The organism is Saccharothrix sp. NRRL B-16314, assembly GCF_000716595.1.
Taxonomy (GTDB): domain Bacteria; phylum Actinomycetota; class Actinomycetes; order Mycobacteriales; family Pseudonocardiaceae; genus Actinosynnema.
This window is the reverse complement of sequence record NZ_JNXC01000005.1, coordinates 91,578-113,892: the sequence shown is the minus strand read 5'-3', so window position 1 is coordinate 113,892 and position 22,315 is coordinate 91,578. Positions and strand designations below refer to the sequence as shown.

Here is a 22,315-nt window from a genome sequence, read left to right as displayed (position 1 = left end):
GTTCGACTAGCCGCCGATGACCGGCGGCGCCACCATCGTGCCGTCGCCGAAGATGTCCTCGGTCTCCTGGAGGTACGACGCGGCCTTGTGCTCCTTGTCCTCTTCGCCCTGGCCCTGACCGGCACCGGCGCCCATACCCGCGCCCATCCCGGCCGCACCCGCGCCACCGCGACCGGCCCCCGACCCACCGGGCCCGAAACCGCCGCCGCCCGGCCCGAAACCACCGCGACCCTCGCCGTGCCCCATCGAACCGGACATGCCGCCCGGCCCGAACCCGCCGGGGCCGCCCATGCCGGGCATCCGCCCGCCGCCCATGCCACCGGGACCGCCGCTGCGACCTCCGCCCGGCCCACCGCCCTGGCCGCCGCCGGGGCCACCACCCGGGCCGCGCGGCACGCCGGGCGGCACCGGGGGACGGTTGCGCGGGTTGTTGGGGTTGTTGGGGTTGCGCGGATCGTTCGGGTTGCGCGGGTCGTACGGCAACCTCGGGTCGTAGGGCAGCCTCGGGTCGTTCGGCAGGCGCGGATCACGCTGGTCCGGCGGCCGGTACGGCACGTCGACCTGTGGCTTGTTGACGTCGGTCGACACCGAGGACTTCTTGGTGGTGCCGTCGTCGTTCGAGCCCGTGGGGAGCGTCGGGTCGGTCCACGTCGGCTTCGTGGTGCCCCGGTCGTCGCCGCTCCGGTCACCGGTGCTGTCGTCGCCCGTGCCGTCACCGGGTTTGGGCGGCTCGACCGGCTTGAGCGTGCACGTCGGCGGGATGACCTGCTTCTCCTGCTCGACGTTCGCACCCACCTCGTTCGGGGACTGGAACGTCGGCATCCCGGCGCCGGCGGAGTTGGCCGTGGTGCCGTAACTGTTCAGCACCTGCATGTTGTGGGAGTTGACCTGCTGGCTCTTCTCGACCGCGTCGTCGTAGTCGGTGTCCCACGGCAGCGCGTCGTTGTACCAGGGCTTGTCCGGCACGTCGACGGGCTTCTCCAGGCTGCCCTTGGCCTCGCGGAACGCCCGGCTGATCTCGGCCGTGTTCTCGCCCGCCGTCGTGGCGCTGGTGCCGGCGGTTTCCGACCAGCTCGCCAGGGGCGTCGTCGAGGAGCGCGCCTCATCACCGGCCGCGCCTTCCCAGGCCGCGCCCGAGTCCCGCACCGCCTGGTTGATCAGGTCACTGACCTCGACCTGACCCTGCGCGATGGTCCCCCACGTCTCCAGGCCGCTGTCGGTCGTCTGCTCAGGCCCCTTGCCCTCGTGGAACCAGCCGTAGATCTTGTCGGCCCCCATGCCCAGCTGGAGGAGCGCGAAGCCCAACACGTCAGTGTCGACGTCACCGGCCATGTCCCTACCCCTTCAGGTTTTCGACGACCGTCTCCGCGATGGCGCTGGAGACGGAGCACGGGTTGGTGTACTCGGGCAGCTTCTTGTCGTTGACGTTGATCTGGACCAGGAAGCCTTCGTCCTTCGCGGTTCCCACGGCCGTTGAGCAGGTGCCGCTCTTGGCATCGGTGGGGTCACCGTTCACCGCCGGGTACCCGCCGACCTCGATCGGCTCGAACACCGGGTTCTTGTCGCGGTTCTCGTAGAAGCCTTCGAGGCCCTTGGTCTTCTCCAGGAACGAGATGCTGAAGCTGGTGCCGTCGGCTCGGTCGTCAGGCCGCCACTGGCAGGCGGGCCCGGCCGGATCGGTCCGCTCGGTGCCGGGCTTGGTCACGCCGCGCGCGGCCAACTGGTCGCTCTTGAGCAGCCCGCAGGGGCCACCGAGCTTCGACACGTCCAACTCCGGGCCGGTGATCGCGGGCGCGTCGCCGTTGCCGGCCGACCCGGTCGTGGTCTGACCGCCGGCCGCCGTGGTGGTCGTGGTGGTCGTCGCGGGTGAGGGTGTGCCCTGCATGGAGCAACCGGCCAGCGCCGTGATGGCTGCTGCGGAGAGAACTGCCAGCACTGCTCGCCTCACGGTTACTTCCCTTCGCCCTGGAAGGCGTCGGCGGTCGCCTGGTCCTGGTTCTTGTAGGTCTCCAGGGCCGCTTGGATGTTGTCGATAGTGTTGTTCAACGCCTCGAAGGCCGCTTTGTTGGCCCACCCGTACCCGCCGGGTTCCGTTCCTCCCGCGCGTTGGATCGCGAGGGTGGCGAACCCGCTGTAGGGGTCCTTGCCGGGCGAGGAGATGTTGCTGATCGCGTACGACTGGTTGAGCAGTTCTTGCAGCCGGTCGCGGGCCTCGATCAGGCCGTCGATCAGCTTCTGGGCCTGCTGGGGGTCGACGCTGAACTTCGTCTGACCGGCGACCAGCCCCGCACCGGCCGGCCCTGCGGACACCGTGTCGGCCACGAACCCGATCTGCTTCGCGGCACCGCCGATCTCGGCGTCGAACATTGTCGTGCTCCCCTCACGCCGAACTACCCGAAATGATGATGGCACAGGGTCTCTGCCCCATTGGGGCTATCGGGACGGTTGCTCCTTGTGGGGGACGAACGTCCGATCCGTTCAAGACCGCGGGTCCCCATCACGCCTACCGTTGGCGCATGATCGAAGCAGCTCGTTCTTTCCTCTGGCACAACGCGCGCGTCCTGGAGCAGCGGCGCTTCCTGCACCTGTTCGACGGCGGACCGGCGGCGCCCGTCGTGGCGGCGGTCCTCGCGTACCGGAACGACGACGGCGGGTTCGGGCACGCGCTGGAGCCGGACGGGCGTGGGCCGACGAGTCAGCCGTTGCACACGTACACCGCGTTGTCCCTGCTGCACGAGGTGGGCGTCACCGACCACGTCGAGCAGGCGTGCGACTTCCTGACCACGATCACCAACCCGGACGGCGGGGTGCCGAACTGCCTGACCACGGCACGCGACCACCCGCGGGCGCCGTGGTGGCAGGTGTCCGAGGACAGCGACCTGCTGATGACGGCGCTGCTGGCGGGCGTCCTGCACAAGACGGCCGTCGAGCACGCGTGGCTGGACGGGGCCACGGACTTCTGCCGGCGGCGCATCGAGGACCTGGCCAAGTCGCACCCGTACGAGGTCGGCGCGTGCGTCCGGTTCCTCGACCACGCGCCCGACCGGCCGTGGGCCGAACGCCACGCAGAGCGGCTGGGTGCGCTGGTGCGCGAGCAAGGGCTGGTCGACCTCGGCGACGGGCAGGCCCACGAGGGCTACGCGGCGGGGGAGACGCACAAGCCGCACCACTACGCGTCGACCCCGGACGGCCTGGCCCGGAAGTGGTTCGGCGACGACGAGATGAGCCGGGACCTCGACGAGCTCGCCGCGCAGCAGCAGGACGACGGAGGGTGGACGTTCCCGTGGCCCGCGTGGACCCCGGTGACCACTTACGAGTGGCGGCCGGTCGTCACGATCGAGGCGTTGCTGACCCTGCGCGCCTACGGCCGGATCAGCTGACCCAGCGGCACGCCGGCCAGTTCGCGCACCTCGCGGGACAGGTGCGCCTGGTCCGAGTACCCGGTGCGGTGGGCGACGTCGGCGAACGGCACGCCCGCCCACGCCAGCTTGACCGCCCGGTCGAACCGCAGCACCCGGTGCAGCACCTTGGGGCCGTAGCCGAACGCGGCCAGGCTGCGCCGGTGCAGCTGCCGGGTGCTGAGCCCCAACGACCGGGCCAGCTCGGCGACGCCGACCGACGACACGGCCGACGCGATCGCACCGACCGCGGGGTCCGGCGGAGTCGTCCGCAACCGGGTCGACGCGACCGACGCGAGCACCGAGCACGGGTCGTCCGCCGACCCCAGCGCATCCTCCAGGCGGGCGGACGGCCCCCACAGCGCCGCCAGCGGCACGCGCTGGTCACGCAGCTCGACCGCGGGCACGCCGAACGCCGAAGGCCCCACCCCGGGGCCGAAACGCACACCGAACAGCGCGCCCGACGCCATCCGGGTGACGTGCCCGACCGTGTCCGGCCCGGCCACGAACACGTCACCGGTGGTGGCCGAGTAGATGATGTCCGTGCACCCGTCCGGCACGACCCGCCCCACGGCGGGCGACGACGTGGTCCGCCGCCACACGCAGGCCAGACCGGGGAACGGGCGTTCCTCGTACACCTCGACGATGGTAGTGGCGGGCCGCGCAGGAGGAGGCGTCCACGCGGCCCGCCACGAGCTGGTTACCCGAACCGGACCCAGTTCAGGCTCACGTACGGCGCGGGCTGGCCGCTGGTGAACGTCACGTACACGTCGTGCGTCCCGGTGATCCCGGAGATGTTCGCGGGCACCGTGCGCCAGCTCTGCCAGCCGCCGGTGTTGCCGATGGCGAAGCTGCCGACGGGTGTGGCGGTCGGGCTGTCGAGACGCACTTCGACCAGGCCGCTCACCCCTCCCGACGCGCCGGACGCGGCCCGTGCGACGAACTGCGTGGCGGTGCGGGAACCGAACCGGACGCCGGAGAACCGCAGCGAGTTGCCGTTGCTCAGCTGCGCGACGGTCTGCCCGCCGTCACCTGCCTCGGTGAAGCCACCGGACCGCGACGTGGCCTGCTCGGCCTGGATGTCGCTGAACGCGTCCCACCCGCTCCCGCCGGGCGGGTTGGTGGTCGTGGTCGTCGGCTGGGTGCCACCGCCCGCGGTCCACACCGCCACGTAGTCCACCAGCATCGAGTGACCCGGCACGGTCGCCGAGGTCGGCGTGCCGTGGCCCGCCACGCCGTTGGGGAACGCGCCGCCGACGGCCAGGTTCAGCAGCAGGAAGTAGCCCGCGTGGCTGGTCATGTTGTTCCACGTGGTCGCGTCGAACTGGTTCTGGTTGACGCTGTGGAACTGCTGGCCGTCCACGTACCAGCGGAACGCCTTGGGCGACGAGCTCTCGTCCCACTCGAACCGGTAGGTGTGGAACGCCGACTGGCACGACGAGCCGGGGCACGTCCGGCTCGCGCCGAGGCCGTTCGTCTCGTTGCACGGCCCGCCGGGGTTCACGCCGCAGTGCAGCACGCCCCACACGGAGTTGATGCCGTTGACGTTCTCCATGATGTCGAACTCGCCGATGGCGGGCCAGTTCCAGTAGTTGCCGCGGTAGGGCGAGCCGAGCGCCCAGAACGCGGGCCAGTAGCCGAGCGCGGCCTGGCCGGTGACGTTGGGCATCTGGACGCGGCCCTCGATGGCGAGTTTGCCGCCGGCCGGCGGTTTGAAGTTCGCACGCTGGGTCTCGATGCGGGCGGACGTCCAGTTGCCGCCGCCGTCGCGCAGGGCGGTGATCCGCAGGTTGCCCGACCCGTCGAGTTTGATGTTGTTCGTGTTGTTGGTGTAGTTCTGGATCTCGCCGGTGCCCCAGTTGCCGGGGCCTCCGGGGTAGCCGTGGCCGAGGTCGATGATCCAGTTCGAGGACGACGGCAGGGTGTTCGCGGAGCCGTTGAAGTCGTCGCTCCACTGGAGCGTCCAGCCCTGCGGGGTCGAGGGCACGGACGCGTCGGCCATCGTGGCGACGACCGCGAGCGGGACAGCGGTGATCAGGGCGGCGGCGGTGACGAGAACGCGTTTGGTCCGGCTGAACTCCATGAGCGGTGACCTCCTTGTCACTGTTCCTTGGTTCGGCACGGCAACACATTGCCTGCATCCATGAGAGCGCTCTCACACTGATCGTTCAAGAGACCGAACGGCCCAAAAGCCCTACTTGGCGTCGGCGTAGCTGTCCACCGCAACGGCCTTGAGCGGGAAGCGGACCGGTGTCGAGCCGAACACCAGCCGGGACGCCTCCTCGCCTGCCGCCGTGACCTCCGCGCACACCACCTCGGCCAACTCCTCCGGGCAGTGCACCAGCACCTCGTCGTGCTGGAAGAACACCAGGTGCGAGCCCCGCGCCGACTGGTGCAACCGCCGTCGCAACGCCCCCAGCAGCGCGGCCGTCCAGTCCGCCGCGCTGGCCTGGACCACGAAGTTGCGGGTGAACCGGCCCCAGTCCCGCACCGCTCGCCGCGACCGGCGCAGCGCGTCCTCGCCGACGTCCGTGTCACCGGTCGCCTCACGCCACGCCTCGGACGGCGGCGGGCTCGTCCGGCCCAGCCGGGACCGCACCATCCGGCCCTGCTCACCCGCCAGCGCGGCGGCCTCCACGTACCCGACGGCCTCGGGGAACCGGCGGCGCAGCACCGCCATCGCCGGACCCGCCTCACCGCCCGTGCCGCCGTACATCGCGGACAGCATCGCGAGCTTCGCCCGACCCCGGTCGCCGTCGAACGCCTCCTCGGCCAGCGTCGTGTACAGGTCGTCGTCACCGGAGACCTCGGTGAACCGGCGGTCTTCCGACAACGCCGCCAGCACCCGCGGCTCCAACTGGGCCGCGTCCGCCGCCACCAGCTTCCACCCCGGATCGGCGCGCACCGCCGTGCGCAGCGTGCGCGGGATCTGCAACGCCGCACCACCGCGCGTGGCCCACCGCCCGGACACCACGCCGGACACCACGTAGTCCGGTCGGAACCTGCCGTCGGCGACCCACGAGTCCAGCCACGACCAGCCGTGCGCCACCCACAACCGGGCCAGTTCCTTGTACTCCAGCAGCGGCTCCACCGCCGGGTGGTCCACCTTCTTGAGCACCCACGCCCGAGCCGACGGGATGTCGATGCCCTCCCGTGCGAACGCGCGCACGATGCCCGGCGGGTGGTCCGGGTTGACCTGCTTCCCGCCGAACGCCGCCGTGATCCGGTCCGCCAACTCCGCGAGCCTGCGGGGCCGCACGCCGTTGGCCGTGCGGGGGCCCAGCGTGTCCACCAGCAGCTTCTCGTGCACGTCAGCCCGCCACGGCAGGCCGAAGTGGGTCATCTCGGCGGCGGCCAGCGCGCTCGCCGCCTCGGCCGCGAACAGCAGCCGGAGCCGGTCGGCGTGCCCGAGCGTCGCCACCACCCGCTGCTGCTCGGCGTGCACCGCGATCACCGCGTCCAACGGGTCGACGCCACCGGGCAGCCGCTCCTGCTCGGGTTCGAACAGGGTCGGCTGGGTGTCCCGCTTGCGCGGGCCGTGGTCGTCCGGCACGGGCAGGCCGCGCAGCCGGGCGATCGCCGCACCCAGGCCACGCGGCTCGCTGTGCCTGCCCTGGTAGGCCAGCACCAGGTACTCGGCGTGCGCCAGGTCCTGGCACCGCTCCACCCGGACACCGCGCGCCAGCAGGCCGGGGTAGACCTCGTTCGTCTCCGCCCACAGCCACCGGGGTCTGTGCCGAGCCTCCAGATCGGACACGGCTGCCGCCAGATCCGAAGTCTCGACCACAGACCCCTCGGGCACCCCGGCGTCGGAGAGCACGCGCAACCGACCCGCGTTCTCCGCGTGCGACACCAGAGCGATGAGCATGCCTCTGATTGTGCAAGCAGGGTCCGACAGTGTCGGTGGCCGCGGGTAGTCGTCTAGCCCGTGGTGATCAGGGAGCGCAGGAAGAAGACCACGTTCGCCGGACGCTCCGCCAGCCGCCGCATGAAGTACCCGTACCACTCGTTGCCGTAGGGCACGTACACGCGCATCCGGTTGCCCGCGGCGGCGATGCGGCGCTGCTCGTCCGGTCGGATGCCGTACAGCATCTGGTACTCGTAGCTGTCCGGCGACCGGTCACCGGCGAGGTCGCCCGCGACCTTGATCATCCGAGGGTCGTGCGTGGCGACCATCGGGTAGCCGTCGCCCGCCATCAGGACCTTCAGGCAGCGCACGTACGACCGGTCGACGTCCCCCTTGTCCTGGAACGCCACCGAAGCGGGCTCGTTGTACGCGCCCTTGCACAGCCGCACCCGTGAACCGGCGTGCGCCAGGTCCCGGCAGTCCTGCTCGGTCCGCTTCAGGTACGACTGCACCACCGCGCCCACCCACGGGAAGTCCACCCGCAGCTCGCGCAGGATGCCCAACGTCGAGTCGGTGGTCGTGTGGTCCTCCATGTCGAGGGTGACCGTCGTCCCGACCGCGCCCGCCGCCACGCAGATCCGCCGCGCGTTCTCCAGCGCGATCTTCTCGCCGTCCGAGGGCAGCATCTGGCCCACCGCCGACAGCTTCACCGACACCTCGGCCCGCCCGGTGTGCCCGGCCAGTTCGAGACGGCGAAGCAGGTCAAGGTACGCGTCGACGGTGGCCGTCGCCTGCGCCGCGTCGAGGGTGTCCTCGCCGAGGTGGTCGAGAGTGACGTACCGGCCGTCGGCCAGCACCTCGCCGGTGGTGGCGACGGCCGCGTCGACGTCGTCACCGGAGATGAAGCGCCGGACGACCGGTCGGGTCAGCGGCGTGCGTTCGACCAGCCCGCGGACGGCCCCGGAGCGCGAGGCGGCGAGCAGCGTTGACCTCAGCACGTTCACCCCTGGTGCGGGTAGCGGTAGGAGGTGGGAGCCGTGAACGTCTCCTTGATCGAACGCGGGCTGACCCAGCGCAGCAGGTTGTGCACCGAGCCCGCCTTGTCGTTGGTGCCCGACGCGCGCCCGCCGCCGAACGGCTGCTGACCCACGACCGCGCCGGTCGGCTTGTCGTTGACGTAGAAGTTGCCGGCGGCGAACCGCAGCTCGTCGCGGGCGTGCGCGACGGCGGCCCGGTCCTGGGCGATGATCGCCCCGGTCAGCGCGTACGGCGCGGCGCTCTCCATCTGCCGCAGCACGGTGTCGTAGTCGGCGTCGTCGAACACGTGCACCGCGAGCACCGGCCCGAAGTACTCCGTCGTGAACACCTCGTGCGACGGGTTGCTGCCCAGCAGCACGGTCGGCCGCACGAAGAAGCCCTCGGAGTCGTCCGCCGTGCCACCGGCCACGACTTCCAGCTGGTCGTCGTCGCGGGCGGCCTGGAGGACGCCGGACAGCTTGTCGAACGAACGCCGGTCGATCACCGCGCCCATGAAGTTCGACAGGTCCGTGACGTCACCCACGGTCAGCGACTCGACGTCGGCCAGGAAGTCGTCCTTCATCCGGTTCCACACCGAGCGCGGCACGTAGGCGCGGGACGCGGCGGAGCACTTCTGGCCCTGGTACTCGAACGCGCCGCGGACCAGCGCCGTGCGCAGCACGTCCACGTCGGCCGACGGGTGCGCGAGCACGAAGTCCTTGCCGCCGGTCTCGCCGACGATCCGCGGGTACGACCGGTAGCCGGCGATGTTCGCGCCGACCTGGCCCCACAGGTGCTGGAACGTCCGCGTCGACCCGGTGAAGTGGATGCCCGCCAGGTCGGGGTCGGCCAGCGCCACCTCGGACACGGCCAGGCCGTCACCGGGCAGCAGGTTGATCACGCCGGGCGGCAGGCCCGCCTCTTCCAGCAGCCGCATGGTGTGGTGCGCGGCGAGCGACTGCGTCGGCGACGGCTTCCACAGCACCACGTTGCCCATCAGGGCGGGGGCGGTGGGCAGGTTGCCCGCGATGGCGGTGAAGTTGAACGGGGTGATCGCGTAGACGAACCCCTCCAGCGGGCGGTGGTCCGTGCGGTTCCACACGCCGGGGGAGGACTGCGGCTGCTCGGCGAGCAGCTGCCGGCCGAACGAGACGTTGAAGCGCCAGAAGTCGATCAGCTCGCAGGCGGCGTCGATCTCGGCCTGCACCGCGGTCTTGGACTGGCCGAGCATCGTGGCGGCGTTGAGCGTCTGCCGCCACTTGGTCGAGAGCAGCTCGGCGGCGCGGAGCAGGATCGCCGCACGGTCGTCGTAGGACATGGCACGCCACGCGGGCGCGGCCTGCTTGGCGGCGGCGATGGCGTCGCGGGTGTCCTGCTGCGTGGCGCCGTGCAGGGTGCCGAGGACGGCACCGTGGTTGTGCGGCTGCACGACGTCGTAGCGCTCGCCACCGCCGACCCGCTGCTCACCGCCGATGGTGAGGGTCAGCTCGGTGGGCTCCTTGGCCAGTTCGGCCAGCCTCGCCTGCAACTGGGCGCGTTCCGGGGTGCCGGGGGCATAGCCGAGAACGGGCTCGTTCACCGGTGCGGGGACCGTGGTGACGGCATCCACAAGCAGCTCCTAACGCCACAGGGTTGGTAGCCCAACGGTAGGACTTCCAACCATGCTTCCCGTTGTCCGGACGTCTAGGCTTGGGCCTCCGCCGTTGTACGAATGGACGAAGAGTTGAGCCTGCGGCAGGTTTTGATCGCACTCGGCGACCCCTTGGTCGAAGTGCAGGTGGCGCCGCACGGGCTGGAGGCCGACGTCCTGGACGTGGTCATCCTCGATCCCGACGATACGCCCGACGCGCGTCCCGGCGACCTCGCGTTGATCATCGGAGCCCGCGGTCGGGCTGCGGCGCCGCTGGTCAGGGCGGCTGCGGCCGGGGGAGCGGTGGCGGTGGCCGTCAAGGTGGACGCGCCGTCGCCGGTGCTCAGGCAGGCGGCGGCGGACGCGGGCGTGGCACTGCTCGCGGTGCGCCCCGAAGTCCGGTGGGAACACCTCGAAGCGCTCGCCAGGGCGGTCGTGCACAACGCCCGCGTGATGGCCGACGCGGGCGCGGGCGAAGTCCTCGGCGACCTGTTCGGCCTCGCCCAGACCATCGCCTCGCTCACCGGCGGCATCGTCAGCATCGAGGACACCGCCAGTCGCGTGCTCGCCTACTCCCGCTCCACCGACGAGGTGGACGAACTCCGCCGGCTGTCCATCCTCGGACGTCAGGGACCGGAGCCGTACCTCAAGATGCTCCGCGAGTGGGGCGTCTACCAGCGGCTGCGGTCCGGCGAGGAGGTCGTCCGCATCGACGAGCGCCCCGAGCTGGGCATCCGCCGCCGCATCGCGGTCGGCATCCACGCGGGCACCCAGCCGCTCGGCACGATCTGGGTCCAGGAAGGCGCCACACCCCTCGCCGAACAGGCCGAACGCGCCCTTCTCGGCGCCGCCCGCGTCACCGCGCTGCACCTGGTCCAGCAGCGCGAGCCCGCCGCCGCGTTCCGGGAGAACCTGCTCGCGTCCCTGCTCGACGGCCGGATGGACGCCGGGGCGATCGCCGAGCAGATCGGCGCGGACCCGGAGAAGCCCGCGGCCGTCGTGGTGTTCGCCCTGCGCGGCCAGGAGCACAGCGACCGCACCCAGCACGAGCTGCGCCGGGCCGAGATGACCAGCCTGATCTCCGTGCACGCCGCCTCGTACCGGCGCAGCGCTCTGGTCAGCCAGCAGAGCGGGCGCACGTACGCGCTGCTGACCGACCTGCCGGCGAAGGCGCCGCTGCTCACGCTGACCAGGGAGATCGTGGCCGCCGCCCGCAAGCACATGGGCCTGCGGGTGCAGGGCGCCGTCGGCTCGACGGTGCCGACGGTGGACGAGGTGATGATCTCCCGGGACGAGGCCGACCGCGTCCTCGACGCCATGTCGCGGGACCTCGACGCCGACGTCGCGACCCTCGAGGACGTCCGCTCCCGGGTCTTGATCAGCGAAACGCTCGCCCTGCTCGCCGACCACCCGAGGATCCGCGATCCGCGCCTCGCCGCACTGGATGAGGAACTAGCACGTTCCCTATTGACCTACCTGGACGAATTTGGTGATGTGAGACGCGCAGCCGCCAAGCTGCACGTTCACCCGAACACCCTGCGATACCGCGTCCGACGTGCGGCGGAAGTCGGTGGCTTCACCCTGGAAGATCCGCTGCTCCGGTTGTTCGCCCAGCTGCAACTAAGGCTGACCTGAGCCCACACCGCTTCGCGCCGTACTCTCCGAGCGTGAGCACCCAAGCCCGCGGCAGCGATTTCGCTGAATTGTCCAGGTTGGTCAAGCAGCAAGGTCTGCTCGACCGGCGCATCGGTTTCTACGTCACGTTCCTGGTCGGCCTGGTCGCCGCCCTGGGGCTCACCGTGGTCGGCATGGTGCTGATCGGCGACTCGTGGTGGCAGCTCCTGCTCGCCGTCGTGCTCGCCGTCGTGTTCACCCAGCTCGCGTTCCTCGGTCACGACGCCGGCCACCGGCAGATGTTCGCCAGCGGCAAGGCCAACTACATGACCGGCCTGCTGCTGGGGAACCTCGGCGTCGGCGTCGGCATCGGCTGGTGGATGGGCAAGCACAGCCGCCACCACGCCAACCCCAACCACGAGGACGAGGACCCGGACGTCGACATCTCCGTGCTCGCGTTCAGCGCCGAACAGGCGCAGCGCAAGCGCGGCTTCTTCCGGCTCGTCGTCAAGCACCAGGCGTGGCTCTTCTTCCCGCTGCTGCTGCTCGAAGGCCTCAGCCTGCACATCATCAGCACGTCCGCCGCGGTGCGCCGCGAGGTCAAGGGCTGGAAGCTGGAACTGACTCTGCTGGCCGTCCACCTCGTCGGCTACCTGACCCTCGTCTTCCTGGTGATGTCCCCGGCGAAGGCGCTCGTGTTCATCGCGGTGCACCAGGGCCTGTTCGGCGTCTACATGGGCATCTCGTTCGCGCCGAACCACAAGGGCATGCCGATGCTCCAGGCCGGCCACCAGCTCGACTTCCTCCGCAAGCAGGTGCTGACCTCCCGCAACGTCAAGGGCGGCTGGTTCACCGACTTCCTGCTCGGCGGCCTGAACTACCAGATCGAGCACCACCTGTTCCCGAGCATGCCGCGACCGAACCTGCGCCACTCGCAGGCCCTGGTCCGCGAGTTCTGCCAACGACACTCGGTGTCCTACGCCGAGTGCGGCCTGTTCAGGTCCTACGGGTACGTCCTGGAGTACCTGCACGAGGCGGGAGCTGAACTACGCGGTACAGGAAAGCTCGCTCCAGCAGGGTCCAGCTAGTCGTCGTCACGAGGTAGACCCCGGCCGCCAGGGGCAGCACGGCGGCGATGAAGACGGTGCCGAACGGCAGGAGCCGCAGCAGCTTCGCGAAGGGCGGCTGCGGCCCGCCGTTCCTCAGGGACACCGCCGCCTGCCACCGCGAGGTCGCGTACGCCACCCCGGTGAGCACGGCGAACAGCGCGAGGAACACGGGCGTGTGCGCCCACGCGCCGAACCAGTGCGCGCCCAGCGGAACGCCGAGCAGCGTGCCGTCCAGCAGCGGGTTCGGCGTGGTGACCAGCCGGTACATCACCATGAAGAACGGCGCCTGCACCAGCGCGGGCAGGCAGCCCGCGAGCATCGAAGTGCCGTTCGCCCGGTACAACTCCAGTGACTTCTCCTGGAGCTTGACCTTGTCCTTGCCGTACTTCTCGGTGAGCTCGCGGATCTCGGGCGCCAAGGCGGCGCGGGCTTTCTCGCCGCGCACGGCGGCGCGGCTGAGCGGGTGCATGAGCAGTCGGACGACGACGGTGAAGGCGACGATGGCCAGTGCGGGCGTGGCGAAACCGGCCAGGGCTGAGCCCAGAGCGTGGAACAAGGGGAGAACTCCGTCCTCGGAGCGAGCGGAACAAGGGCCTCAGGAGCTGAGGCCGAGTCCCGGTGCTCGAGGACGGGGACGACCCGCCGCGTCGGGGTCGCGCAACCGCAGGAACGCGGCGCGGAGCGACTTCTCGCGGATCGAGAGGGACCGCACCCACGCGGGCGCGGCCCGCACCACCGGGGTGGCGGTGAGCAGCAACACGACCAGCGCCACGGCCGTCACGGCGGCCAGCAGCTCGGTGGGCGTGCTCAGCAGGGTGAGCGCGTAGAGCGCGGGCAGGTACAGCGCCAGGAGCAACCGCAGCCTGACCATGCCCACCTCCCCCGCCTCGGACCCCGTCTCAGATCACTCTACCCACGAGCGCGGGCCTGGCGGGGTGGTCGTAGCGCACCGTCACGTCGGCTTGGGGCTCGTACGAGGCGTACGCGGGCAGCGTCCACTTCCACTCGTCCGGCAGCTGCCGTTCCAGCGCGCCCGACGACAGCCACAGGTGCGCGGCCAGCTCGGCGGGCAGCCACTTGTCCAGCAGCATCGTGCCGTCCAGCAGCAGCACACCGCCCGCGCCGAGCGTGACGTAGTCGGCCCGGTGCGCCCGGTCCGTCGCCGCGTTCCACAGCGCCGGCAGCACCCGCCCGGACCCACCGGGGTCGAGCGGTTCCAGCACCTCGCGGATCAACCCGCCGACGTCCAGCCACGAGTCGCGGAACGAGTCGGGGTCCTCGTGGCCGTACTCCAGCCGCACCGACGCGGGCCGCAGGAAGTCCCGGGCCGACACCCGCAGCACCGGGCGGCCCAACGCGCGCAACGGTTCCACCAGGGCGTCCGCCAGCTCACCGGTCCTGGTCGGCAGCGCGCCGTCGATCAGCACCCTGGCCCACGTCGTGCGCGGCAACGCGTCGATCCGCCCGACCAGCTCGTCCACGAGGGCCTGCGGCGTCAGAGGCACGACCTTCACGGGAGCGGGTGGTCCTCCCAGCCGTCCGGCAGCACCGGCACGGGCCAGTCCTGGTCCGGTTCCCACTCCGCCCACACCTGGTCCCACCACGTGGTCCCGGCGGTCAGCATCGCCTCGACCTCCTTGGCGGTGCGCCGGATCGCGTCGGCCTCGGCGGCGTCGTACTTGCCGTCGGCGACCATCGCCTCGAACTCGTCGCGGTCCAGCTCCTTCCAGTCGCCGTCGACCGGCAGCCAGAAGTCGAGCGCGTGGTCGAGCGTGTCGAAGCCGTGCGCGGTGCGCCGGAACGGGGCCTGGAGGTTGAGGTAGAAGCCGGCGAACCGGCGATCCGCGCCCTGCCAGTAGAGGTCGACGGAGTAGGCGTCGCCGGGGCGGTGGAGCTGGAGCTTGCCGATGCCGGTCCAGCGCGTGCGGCCCGACTCCTGCCAGTGGTGGGTCCGCGGGTGCGGGAAGAAGCCGAACTCGGTGCCCGGCGCGGTGAACACGACGAGCAGGTCGGGCTCGTCGGCCACGACCCTGGTGGGGGTGACCACCCACGGCCTGCCGTGCAGCACCTCGCGGCGCAACGCCACGTCCCCCGGCTGGAAATGCCCCATGAGGCCCAGGCTAGACCGGCGTCCGTCGCCGGAAGATCGCGGCGCTGCCCGCTGTTGGCCCGGGTATGAGGATCAGCGAGGCTTCGCGGGTCAGCGGTGTGAGCGCGCGATCGCTGCGCCACTACGAGGACGAGGGCCTGATCGTCCCGGGCCGCTTCGGCAACGGGTTCCGCGACTACTGCCAGTCCACCATCGACCGGGTGCTCGTCATCCGCTCGCTACTGGAGTCCGGGCTGCCCGTGCGGATGATCCGGGAAGCCCTGCGCCTGGCTGGTGAACCCGGTGTCGGCACGCCTGTGGTCTGCACGGACTTCCTGCACGAGGTGCAGCGCTACCGGGATCGGCTCGCCGCCCGCATCGCCGTTCTCGGCGATCGGCAGGCGGCTCTCGACGCCTACCTGGCGGAGGCCCGCCGGACTGAGCGATGACGGCTGCTTGACCTTGACGCAAGTGTGAGGCTCCTACGTTCGGGCGCATGAACGTCAACGAGCAGCAGCACGCCACCGATCAGGCCGGACGGGCACTGGTCCAGCGGTCGAACCGGGGACCGGAGGACCTGACCGTGACGACCGGCCACCGCCGCCCCGTCCCCGGTCCCGGCGACTACCTGGTCCGCGTCACCGCCGCCGGGATCAACTTCGCCGACGTCATGCAGACCCGCGGCACGTATGCGGGAGGGCCGCAGGCGCCCTACGTGGCGGGGTTCGAAGCCGCCGGTGAGATCGTGGGTGTCGGTCCGGCCGTCGAGGACCCGCTCCCGCTCGGCACCCACGTCGTCGGAGCCGGTCCGGGCGCCTTCGCGCAGTACATGGCGATGCCGGCCGTCGGTGCGCTTCCCGTACCGCCCGGTTGGAGCGACGCCGGCTCGCTCGGCCTGGTGCTGAACTGGGCCACCGCCTTGGCGGCGCTGAAGCCGTTGGGCGAGGTCAAGGCGGGTGACGTGGTGCTCGTCCACGCCGCGGCCGGAGGCGTGGGGCAGGCTGCCGTCCGGCTCGCCCGCCACTTCGGTGCGCGCGTGATCGCCACGGCGTCCGAGGACAAGCACGACACCGTCAGGGCGCTCGGCGTCGACGAGGTCCTGGACAGCCGGCGGCCCGACCTGGCCGCGGAGATCACCCGCCGGACCGGCGGCGTCGACCTGGTCCTGGAATCGGTGGGACGGGCCACGTTCGGGATCAGCCTGTCGGTCGCCAAGCCCTTCACCGGACGGGTCGTCGTGTTCGGCGCCGCTTCCGGTGACGCCACCCTGACCACCCACGACCTGGTCTTCAAGCACAGGGTCCAGGTCAAGGGCCTGCACATCGGTGCGCTGGCGGACGCGGCACCGTCGCTCTACCGGTCGCTGCTGGCCGAACTCGGGACGCTCATCGCCGACGGCGTGTACCCGCCCGGCACCCCGGAGGTCCACCCCCTGGCCGATGGGCCGAAGGTGCTGCGGCAACTGGAGGCCGGCCAGACCCGCGGCAAGCACGCCCTCGACCCCTGGCGCTAGGAACGCCGGTGGTTCCCCGCTGTCAGGCGAGCGCACGCCGCAGGCGGGTGAGTGCGACCTCGCGGCGCGGGTCGGTGCGGGGCAGCAGTCGCACCAGGCGTTCCAGCACGGTCGCGTCCTCGGACACCAGGCCGAAGGCCCACAAAGCCTCGACGTCACCGTGTCCGAGGACGCCCGAGCGCAGCGCCGCGACCAGCTCTTCCCGTTCCGCCCGCACCACCGGTGCCTCGGACCGGGGGAGCAGCCCACCGCGGTACGCCGCCGCGGCCGTGCCGACGTCACCCGCGCGCAGCGCCTCACGCACCGCGAGGAAGTCACCGCGAACATCGGCGGACAGCCGGTAAGGCCTGGTCAGCAGCACCCCGCCCAGCTGCGCGCGCAGCCGGTGCAGCTCGGCCCGCACGGTCGTCGGGTTGCCGCGCTCGCCGTAGAGGTGCAGCGCCAACTGCTCGGCCGTCAGCCCGCGCGGGTGCAGGGCCAACGCCGTCAACAGCTCCGCGTGCCGCAACGACAGCGGCAACGCCCGCCCGTCCAGCGAGCCGGTCGAACCGGCCAGGAACCGCAGCGACAGCACGGGTCTTCGCGCGCTCCGCCGTGGCACCCGGAGCAGGTACCCCTCGTCCAACGGCTCCAGGAGCGCTTCACGTCCGTCGGCCAGCCGCACGCGGTCGTTCGTCACGTCCACGCGCTTGGTCAGCAGGTCGTGCGGTTCGGCGGCGAGCACCCGGCCGCTCGGGCTCAGCAACGCGCCCGGCTCGCCGCGCAGGCCGATCAGGTGCCGCATGTTCGCCGACCGCAGCCGTTCGTCCCGGGCGGCCAGCCGCACCGACAACTGGCTCTCGGCCAACCGCGCGGCGGCCGACACCAACGCGCCCATCACGGGATGAGTGCTGCTCAACGGCCCGCTCACGTCAACGACGCCGATCGTGCGGCCGGTGTCCGGGTCGCGCACCGGGCTCGCCGTGCACGTCCACGCGTGATAGGTCCGCACCAGGTGCTCGGCCGAGTGCACGGTCACCGGCTGGTCCACGGCCAGCGCCGTGCCCATCGCGTTCGTGCCGATCGACGCCTCGGTCCAGGACGTGCCTTCGGCCAGCCGCACCCGTTCGGCCTTGCCGCGCACGGACGTCGCGCCCTCGCACCACAGCACGGTGCCGTCCGCGTCGGCGACGATCATGATGTGCTCGGCGTCGTCGGCGATGCTCACCAGCGTCTCGCGCAGCACCGGCAGCGCCGCCGCGAGCGGGTGCGCGCCGCGCAGGTCGACCACCTCGTCGGGGCGGAGCACCACGGGCGCCTCGTGCCGGTCCGGGTCGACCCGGGCGGCCAGCGACCGCTTCCACGACTCCACGATCAGCTCACGCGCACCGCGCGTCCGACCCCCGCCCAGCACCACGTCGCGCACGTGCGCGAGCCGTCGCGGGTCCGGTTGCATGGGCGCCTCCCGGACCAGGATGACCCGACGCCCTCGCTCGCGGCAAACCGACCGCTGAACCGTTCGGGTGCAACGCGACTGCAACGTGCCGGTGCCCACGCTGCGGCCAAGACCAACCCGACCACGCGGGAGACCAGGCATGGCGAGGTACGCGGCACCCGGTGACAAGGGCAGCGTGGTGTCGTACCGGGACAGGTACGACCACTTCATCGGCGGTGACTACGTGCCGCCCGCGCGGGGCGGGTACTTCGCGGACCGCACGCCGGTCACCGGCGAGGTGTTCACAGAGGTCGCCCGGGGCACCGCCGAGGACCTGGACCGGGCGTTGGACGCTGCGCACGGCGCGGCCCGCGGCTGGGAGCGCACGTCGGTCGCCGAGCGCGCGACCGTGCTGAACGAGATCGCCGACCGCGTCGAGGACCACCTCGAAGCCCTGGCCGTGGCCGAGACCTGGGACAACGGCACACCCGTCGGCGAGACGCTGGCCGCCGAACTGCCGCTCGCGGTGGACCACTTCCGCTACTTCGCGGGCGTGGTCCGGGCGCAGGAGGGCGCCGTCTCGCAGCTCGGCGGCGGCCTGGTGGCCTACCGCTTCCCCGAGCCGCTGGGCGTGGTCGGCGAGGTCGTCCCGTCGCACCGGCCGCTGCTCACCGCGGCCGGTCGGCTCGCACCCGCCCTGGCCGCCGGCAACACCGTGGTGCTCAAGCCCGCCGAGCAGACCCCGGCGTCGATCCACGTGCTGGTGGGCCTGATCGCCGACCTGCTGCCGCCGGGCGTGGTCAACGTCGTGAACGGTCTCACCGGCGGGACGGCCACCCCGGACAGGTGCCCGCACCTCTTCTTCGCCGACGTGGCGGCACGTCGGGACGCGTTCTACGCCAAGGCGTTGCGGGGGTGCACCACGTTCGCCGTCGACCGCGCCCTGGTGCAGACCCAGGCCTACGACCGGTTCCTCGCCGACGTCACCGAAGGCGTCAGGGCGGCCAGGCTGGGCCACCCGCTCGACCCGGCGACCACGGTCGGCGCGCTGACCAGCCGTGACCAGCTGGACGTGGTCCTCGCGCAGATCGAGGCCGGTCGGCGGGACGCGCGGCTCGTCTGCGGCGGCGAGCGCGTGGACCTCGGCGGCGAGCTGACCGGCGGGTACTACGTCACGCCGGCGGTCTTCGAAGGCGACCACAGGGCGCGCCTGCCCCACGACGACGTCCGCGGACCCGTGGTCTCGGTGACCAGGTTCGACGACTTCGACGACGCGGTGAAGACGGCCAACGACACCACCCGCGGCGTCGGCGCGGGCGTCTGGTCCCGGGACGCCGGCGTGGCCGATCGCGCGGCGCGGCAGATCCGCGCGCGCCGGGTGTGGGTGAACACCTTCCCGTCCGGCGTCGGCACCCGCCCCACGATCGACCACTACCAGCAGCCCAAGACCCTCCTGGTGGAGAACCCGGGGTGAGAGGGGGCGCCGCACGCCCCCTCCCGCCACGGCACTACGCCCAGGGCACCTGCGGCGACGGGTAGTAGTTCACGTCCATCACCCGCCACCGCTCGGCCTGCGCGGCCAACCGGACCTTGAACCGGTCCCAGTCGTGCGTCGACCACGGCGACCAGCCCAGCTCCGCGATCGCGGGCAGCCGCGGGAACGCCATGAACTCCAGGTCGGCGGAGTTCGTGATGGTCTCGCTCCACAGCGGCGCCTCGACCCCGCGCACCGCGTCCGCCGGCAGCCCTTCGACGTACGCGCCGGGGTTCCAGTCGTACGCGTCCTGCACGTCGGTGTACCCGGCCCAGCTCAACCCCAGCTTGGTGTTTGCGTCGTACTTCATGTCCAGGTACGCCTTGGTCGCCGGGGACAGGACGATCTCGCTGCCCCGCGCGGCGGCCTCGACCATGTCCGGCGCGACCGTCTTCGTGCCCCAGAACTGCGGCACCGCCGACGGAGGCGGGCCGGACTTCACGAACTCGTGCCAGCCGGTGGCGGTCTTGCCGTGCTTCGCCACCAGCGGCAGCACCTTGTCCATGAACAGGTCGAAGTCCGGGTCCGTGGTGGCGTGCGCCTCGTCGCCGCCGATGTGGATGTACTCGCCGGGCGTGAGCGCGGCGACCTCGCGCAGCACGTCGTCCACGAACTCGTAGGTGATGTCCTTGTCGATGCACAGCGAGCTGAAGCCGACCTCGATGCCGGTGTAGAGCGGCGGGGCGACGCCGTCGCAGTTCAGCTCCGGGTACGACGACAGCGCGGCGTTCGTGTGGCCCGGCATGTCGATCTCCGGGATCACCGTGATGTGCCGTGCGGCGGCGTACGCCACCAAGTCCTTGTACTGCTCCTGGGTGTAGTAACCGCCTGTGCCGCCGCCGACCTCCGTGCTGCCGCCGTGCGCGGTGAGGTTCGGCCAGCTCTTGATCTCCAGTCGCCAGCCCTGGTCGTCGGTGAGGTGCAGGTGCAGCCGGTTCACCTTGTACAGCGCGATCTGGTCGATGTACCCCTTGACCTCGTCCACGGAGAAGAAGTGCCGGGCCACGTCGAGCATCGCGCCCCGGTGGGCGTAACGCGGGTAGTCGAGCACCTGACCGCCGGGGACCGTCCACGGTCCGGGCTGCCTGGTCTTCGCCTCCACCTTCGCGGGCAGGATCTGCCGGAACGTCTGCACGCCCGCGAACAGGCCGGCGGCCGTCCGCGCCCGGATCAGCACGCCCTGCCGCGTCACGTCGAGCTGGTAGCCCTCCTCGCCGACACGGGCGTCCGCGCCGGCGAGCAGCAGCGAGATGCGCCGCCCCGACGCGCTCGACCCACTCGGCACGACGGGCAGCCGGTAGCCCGTCGACGGGCGCAGCACGCCCGCCAGGTACTCGCCGACCTGCTGCGCCGGCGCCGAGCCGGGTTGGGTGTGGATCGTGGTGTCGGCGCTGAGCGTGAACGCCACGCCCGGCCGCGGGGTGGCTGCGACGGGGGCGGGCACGATGTGCTGCAACGGCGTCTCCGGAGCTGCGTGGACGGGAACCGCCGGACCCGTCGTGCCGACGAGCAGCAGCGCGACGAGTGCCAAGCCGGATCCCGGATGGCCGAACCCGCGCCGTCCGGCGCCTTCTGTGGGAAGCACTGACGTCCTCCTGGTCACGAGCGGCGGCTCGATTCACCGTTACAGCCGCACCAGGAGGTGTCAAGGTCCAGACCAATCAACTAGAACCTCGGTCGCCCCAGATCCAGCCACACCGCGGGGAACCGGTCCTCGACGCGCTGGGCCGCCGCGATCTCCCGGCCGTGCAGCAAGCCGAACGTGAAGCCGTTGCCGCCGTCGGTGTGCGCCTTCGCGCCGAGCTGCCGCAGCACCGGCCGCGCCACCACGCTGTCCTGGTGCTCGCCCAGCAGTTCCTGCACCACCTTGAGCTTCTTGCGGTACTTCCTGGCCGCCTTGCCGAATCGCGGCTCGGACACCTCCACCGCGTACCGCAACCGCTTCGCCGCCTTGCGCGCCTCGTGCAGCCTGGCGTCGTCGTGCGCGTTCTTGGCCCGCTTGGCCAGCCGGCGGTAGGTCTTGTCGATCAACTCCGGCAGCACCTTCGCGGCCTGCTTGCGGGCCGAAGGGGTGAACGGCGGGTCGGCGATCAACGCGTCGACGGCGTCGAGCAGGGCGAAGTACCGATCGCTGTCCAACGCCGCCACGGCCGACTTGTGCGCGGCCGTCTCCAGCGGCGCGAAGTGCCGGGCGAGCTGCGCCTGGACCGGGCCGAGCACCAGCTCCGGGTCCAGCGCCGCCACGCCGTCCTCGAACCGGACCCGCAGAACCTCCATGTCACGGGCCTCGCCGAGGGCGCCCGCGAGCCACCGCAGCTCGTCGGTCAGCTCACGCGTCTCGTCGCGCTCCACGATCGCGCCGAACGCCTGGAGCGCGCTGCGCATCCGTCGCGTCGCCACCCGCATCTGGTGCACGGCGTCGTGCTCGTCCCGGCGCACGCGCGGGTCCTCGCGCTTCAACGCCTCGACCTGGGTGCGCAGGTAGGCCAGCACCACGTCACCGGCGGACTTCCCGTCGGTCGGCGGCGGCGTGGTCGAGGGCATCCGGCCGGCCAGCAGCCGGGTCAGCTTCGCCGACGACGTCGACCGCCTGATCCCCGCGTCCGACAGCCTCGCCTCGACCCGGTCGAGCATCGCGATGTCACCGAGCTCGCCGAGCTCCACCTCGATCTCGCGCCACGAGTCCACCGGCGAGCCGTCCGCCAGGGACTGCCCGGACACCTGGTCCTCGACCACCTCGGTGATGAGCCGGCCCTTCTCGTCGACCAGCTGCCAGCGCTGCCGCGTGGTCCGGATGCGCGCGACCGGCTCCAGGTCGTTGCCGCGAGCGTGCACCTGGACCAGCGAGCCGAGCTGCTTGGGCGGGTGCTTGGCCGCACGGCCGGGCGGCAGCCGCACCTCTTCGCGGGTGTCCACGCCGACCGGCAGCTTCAGGTGCCAGCCCGCGTCGTCACCGCCGGTGCGGCGGCGCAGCGTCAACCCCGCCCGCGCCAGCCTCAGGTCGGACGTGTCGTAGTAGACCGCTTCCAGGTGCTGCTCCTCCGGCCCGGCCACGGCTGCCACGCCGGGTAGATCGGCCAGGGGTGGCAGCGCGGTGCCATCGGCGGCCTCGTACTTGCGTTCCGTCTCGTTCACCGACCTCGACATGCA

At 71.6% G+C, this 22,315-nt stretch carries 21 protein-coding genes; 6 read left to right on the top strand and 15 right to left on the bottom strand.

All coding sequences use genetic code 11. The features are described from left to right. Window positions 1-6 precede the first annotated feature (6 nt). Genes OQ02_RS44745 through OQ02_RS11650 form a run of 3 tightly spaced genes read right to left on the bottom strand, consistent with a single transcriptional unit; the run spans window position 7 to window position 2,367 of the window. Window positions 7-1,332, bottom strand: a complete 1,326-nt coding sequence (locus tag OQ02_RS44745) for a hypothetical protein (protein ID WP_051772178.1) — start codon at window positions 1,330-1,332, stop codon at window positions 7-9. Window positions 1,333-1,336: 4 nt separating this feature from the next. Continuing rightward, the gene (locus OQ02_RS11655; protein ID WP_156076986.1) at window positions 1,337-1,948 is read right to left on the bottom strand and encodes a DUF3558 domain-containing protein; all 612 of its coding nucleotides are present in this window, start codon (window positions 1,946-1,948) and stop codon (window positions 1,337-1,339) included. 2 nt (window positions 1,949-1,950) lie between these two features. Continuing rightward, window positions 1,951-2,367 (bottom strand): hypothetical protein, encoded by a 417-nt coding sequence (locus OQ02_RS11650; protein ID WP_033438376.1) that lies wholly within the window; start codon window positions 2,365-2,367, stop codon window positions 1,951-1,953. Between the two features lie 149 nt (window positions 2,368-2,516). Between OQ02_RS11650 and OQ02_RS11645 the strand changes: the two genes are divergently transcribed. After that, window positions 2,517-3,380, top strand: a complete 864-nt coding sequence (locus OQ02_RS11645) for a hypothetical protein (protein ID WP_033438375.1) — start codon at window positions 2,517-2,519, stop codon at window positions 3,378-3,380. Here the strand turns inward: OQ02_RS11645 and OQ02_RS11640 are convergent. The 5 genes from OQ02_RS11640 to pruA all read right to left on the bottom strand — a co-directional run bounded on the left by OQ02_RS11640 (window position 3,362) and on the right by pruA (window position 9,871). Beyond that, complete coding sequence (locus OQ02_RS11640) at window positions 3,362-4,036, bottom strand: helix-turn-helix domain-containing protein (RefSeq protein ID WP_033438374.1); 675 nt, start codon at window positions 4,034-4,036, stop codon at window positions 3,362-3,364. The genes OQ02_RS11645 and OQ02_RS11640 overlap by 19 nt on opposite strands. Window positions 4,037-4,098: 62 nt before the next feature. Further along, window positions 4,099-5,481 carry a carbohydrate-binding protein gene (locus OQ02_RS11635; protein ID WP_033438373.1) on the bottom strand — a complete coding sequence of 461 codons (1,383 nt, stop codon included), beginning with the start codon at window positions 5,479-5,481 and terminating at the stop codon, window positions 4,099-4,101. Between the two features lie 111 nt (window positions 5,482-5,592). Beyond that, a complete protein-coding gene (locus tag OQ02_RS11630) occupies window positions 5,593-7,266 on the bottom strand; it encodes a bifunctional 3'-5' exonuclease/DNA polymerase (RefSeq protein ID WP_033438372.1) in 1,674 nt (557 codons plus the stop codon). 53 nt (window positions 7,267-7,319) lie between these two features. Further along, window positions 7,320-8,243 carry a proline dehydrogenase family protein gene (locus tag OQ02_RS11625; RefSeq protein WP_033438371.1) on the bottom strand — a complete coding sequence of 308 codons (924 nt, stop codon included), beginning with the start codon at window positions 8,241-8,243 and terminating at the stop codon, window positions 7,320-7,322. A gap of 2 nt (window positions 8,244-8,245) precedes the next feature. Next, window positions 8,246-9,871, bottom strand: a complete 1,626-nt coding sequence (pruA, locus tag OQ02_RS11620) for an L-glutamate gamma-semialdehyde dehydrogenase (protein WP_033438370.1) — start codon at window positions 9,869-9,871, stop codon at window positions 8,246-8,248. Between the two features lie 102 nt (window positions 9,872-9,973). Between pruA and OQ02_RS11615 the strand changes: the two genes are divergently transcribed. Then, window positions 9,974-11,527: a PucR family transcriptional regulator gene (locus tag OQ02_RS11615; protein ID WP_033438369.1), complete on the top strand. Its 1,554-nt coding sequence runs from the start codon at window positions 9,974-9,976 to the stop codon at window positions 11,525-11,527. Window positions 11,528-11,559: 32 nt separating this feature from the next. Continuing rightward, complete coding sequence (locus OQ02_RS11610) at window positions 11,560-12,594, top strand: fatty acid desaturase family protein (RefSeq protein ID WP_033438368.1); 1,035 nt, start codon at window positions 11,560-11,562, stop codon at window positions 12,592-12,594. Here OQ02_RS11610 and OQ02_RS11605 read toward each other — a convergent pair. The 4 genes from OQ02_RS11605 to OQ02_RS11590 are packed head-to-tail and all read right to left on the bottom strand — an operon-like array spanning window position 12,503 to window position 14,725. Continuing rightward, on the bottom strand, window positions 12,503-13,171 hold the full coding sequence (locus tag OQ02_RS11605) for a YidC/Oxa1 family membrane protein insertase (protein ID WP_033438367.1): 669 nt from the start codon (window positions 13,169-13,171) through the stop codon (window positions 12,503-12,505). The two genes, OQ02_RS11610 and OQ02_RS11605, sit on opposite strands and share 92 nt — an antisense overlap. A 39-nt stretch (window positions 13,172-13,210) precedes the next feature. Then, the gene (locus OQ02_RS11600) at window positions 13,211-13,486 is read right to left on the bottom strand and encodes a DUF6412 domain-containing protein (RefSeq protein ID WP_033438366.1); all 276 of its coding nucleotides are present in this window, start codon (window positions 13,484-13,486) and stop codon (window positions 13,211-13,213) included. A gap of 28 nt (window positions 13,487-13,514) precedes the next feature. Then, window positions 13,515-14,129 (bottom strand): uridine kinase, encoded by a 615-nt coding sequence (locus tag OQ02_RS11595; protein ID WP_033438365.1) that lies wholly within the window; start codon window positions 14,127-14,129, stop codon window positions 13,515-13,517. Beyond that, entirely contained in the window at window positions 14,126-14,725 is a 600-nt protein-coding gene (locus OQ02_RS11590; RefSeq protein WP_033438364.1) for a DUF402 domain-containing protein, read from the bottom strand. Before OQ02_RS11590 ends, OQ02_RS11595 begins: the two co-directional genes overlap by 4 nt. A 65-nt stretch (window positions 14,726-14,790) precedes the next feature. On the opposite strand from OQ02_RS11590, the gene OQ02_RS11585 reads away from it, so the two are divergent. Both OQ02_RS11585 and OQ02_RS11580 read left to right on the top strand, forming a co-directional pair. Beyond that, window positions 14,791-15,153: a MerR family transcriptional regulator gene (locus tag OQ02_RS11585; protein ID WP_033438363.1), complete on the top strand. Its 363-nt coding sequence runs from the start codon at window positions 14,791-14,793 to the stop codon at window positions 15,151-15,153. 47 nt (window positions 15,154-15,200) lie between these two features. Then, a complete protein-coding gene (locus tag OQ02_RS11580) occupies window positions 15,201-16,217 on the top strand; it encodes a zinc-binding dehydrogenase (RefSeq protein ID WP_051772177.1) in 1,017 nt (338 codons plus the stop codon). 22 nt (window positions 16,218-16,239) lie between these two features. On the opposite strand, the gene OQ02_RS11575 is transcribed toward OQ02_RS11580, so the two are convergent. Further along, window positions 16,240-17,652, bottom strand: a complete 1,413-nt coding sequence (locus OQ02_RS11575) for a GAF domain-containing protein (RefSeq protein ID WP_033438362.1) — start codon at window positions 17,650-17,652, stop codon at window positions 16,240-16,242. Window positions 17,653-17,791: 139 nt separating this feature from the next. Between OQ02_RS11575 and OQ02_RS11570 the strand changes: the two genes are divergently transcribed. Then, window positions 17,792-19,105, top strand: coding sequence for an aldehyde dehydrogenase family protein (locus OQ02_RS11570; protein ID WP_033438361.1), 1,314 nt, complete (start codon window positions 17,792-17,794; stop codon window positions 19,103-19,105). Window positions 19,106-19,139: 34 nt separating this feature from the next. On the opposite strand, the gene OQ02_RS11565 is transcribed toward OQ02_RS11570, so the two are convergent. Together OQ02_RS11565 and OQ02_RS11560 are read right to left on the bottom strand one after the other, a co-directional pair. Beyond that, entirely contained in the window at window positions 19,140-20,696 is a 1,557-nt protein-coding gene (locus tag OQ02_RS11565; protein WP_033438360.1) for a family 20 glycosylhydrolase, read from the bottom strand. Between the two features lie 134 nt (window positions 20,697-20,830). Then, a complete protein-coding gene (locus tag OQ02_RS11560; RefSeq protein WP_033438359.1) occupies window positions 20,831-22,312 on the bottom strand; it encodes a CYTH and CHAD domain-containing protein in 1,482 nt (493 codons plus the stop codon). Window positions 22,313-22,315 lie beyond the last annotated feature (3 nt).

Excerpts from the sequence above, each read along its gene's own strand:
- OQ02_RS11645 (WP_033438375.1), top strand. The coding sequence starts at position 2,517 with ATGATCGAAGCAGCTCGTTCTTTCCTCTGGCACAACGCGCGCGTCCTG.
- OQ02_RS11635 (WP_033438373.1), bottom strand. The coding sequence starts at position 5,481 with ATGGAGTTCAGCCGGACCAAACGCGTTCTCGTCACCGCCGCCGCCCTG.
- OQ02_RS11560 (WP_033438359.1), bottom strand. The coding sequence starts at position 22,312 with ATGTCGAGGTCGGTGAACGAGACGGAACGCAAGTACGAGGCCGCCGAT.
- OQ02_RS11585 (WP_033438363.1), top strand. The coding sequence starts at position 14,791 with ATGAGGATCAGCGAGGCTTCGCGGGTCAGCGGTGTGAGCGCGCGATCG.
- OQ02_RS11575 (WP_033438362.1), bottom strand. The coding sequence starts at position 17,652 with ATGCAACCGGACCCGCGACGGCTCGCGCACGTGCGCGACGTGGTGCTG.
- OQ02_RS11590 (WP_033438364.1), bottom strand. The coding sequence starts at position 14,725 with ATGGGGCATTTCCAGCCGGGGGACGTGGCGTTGCGCCGCGAGGTGCTG.
- OQ02_RS11630 (WP_033438372.1), bottom strand. The coding sequence starts at position 7,266 with ATGCTCATCGCTCTGGTGTCGCACGCGGAGAACGCGGGTCGGTTGCGC.
- OQ02_RS11580 (WP_051772177.1), top strand. The coding sequence starts at position 15,201 with ATGAACGTCAACGAGCAGCAGCACGCCACCGATCAGGCCGGACGGGCA.
- OQ02_RS11650 (WP_033438376.1), bottom strand. The coding sequence starts at position 2,367 with ATGTTCGACGCCGAGATCGGCGGTGCCGCGAAGCAGATCGGGTTCGTG.
- OQ02_RS11615 (WP_033438369.1), top strand. The coding sequence starts at position 9,974 with ATGGACGAAGAGTTGAGCCTGCGGCAGGTTTTGATCGCACTCGGCGAC.
- OQ02_RS11600 (WP_033438366.1), bottom strand. The coding sequence starts at position 13,486 with ATGGTCAGGCTGCGGTTGCTCCTGGCGCTGTACCTGCCCGCGCTCTAC.
- OQ02_RS11570 (WP_033438361.1), top strand. The coding sequence starts at position 17,792 with ATGGCGAGGTACGCGGCACCCGGTGACAAGGGCAGCGTGGTGTCGTAC.
- OQ02_RS44745 (WP_051772178.1), bottom strand. The coding sequence starts at position 1,332 with ATGGCCGGTGACGTCGACACTGACGTGTTGGGCTTCGCGCTCCTCCAG.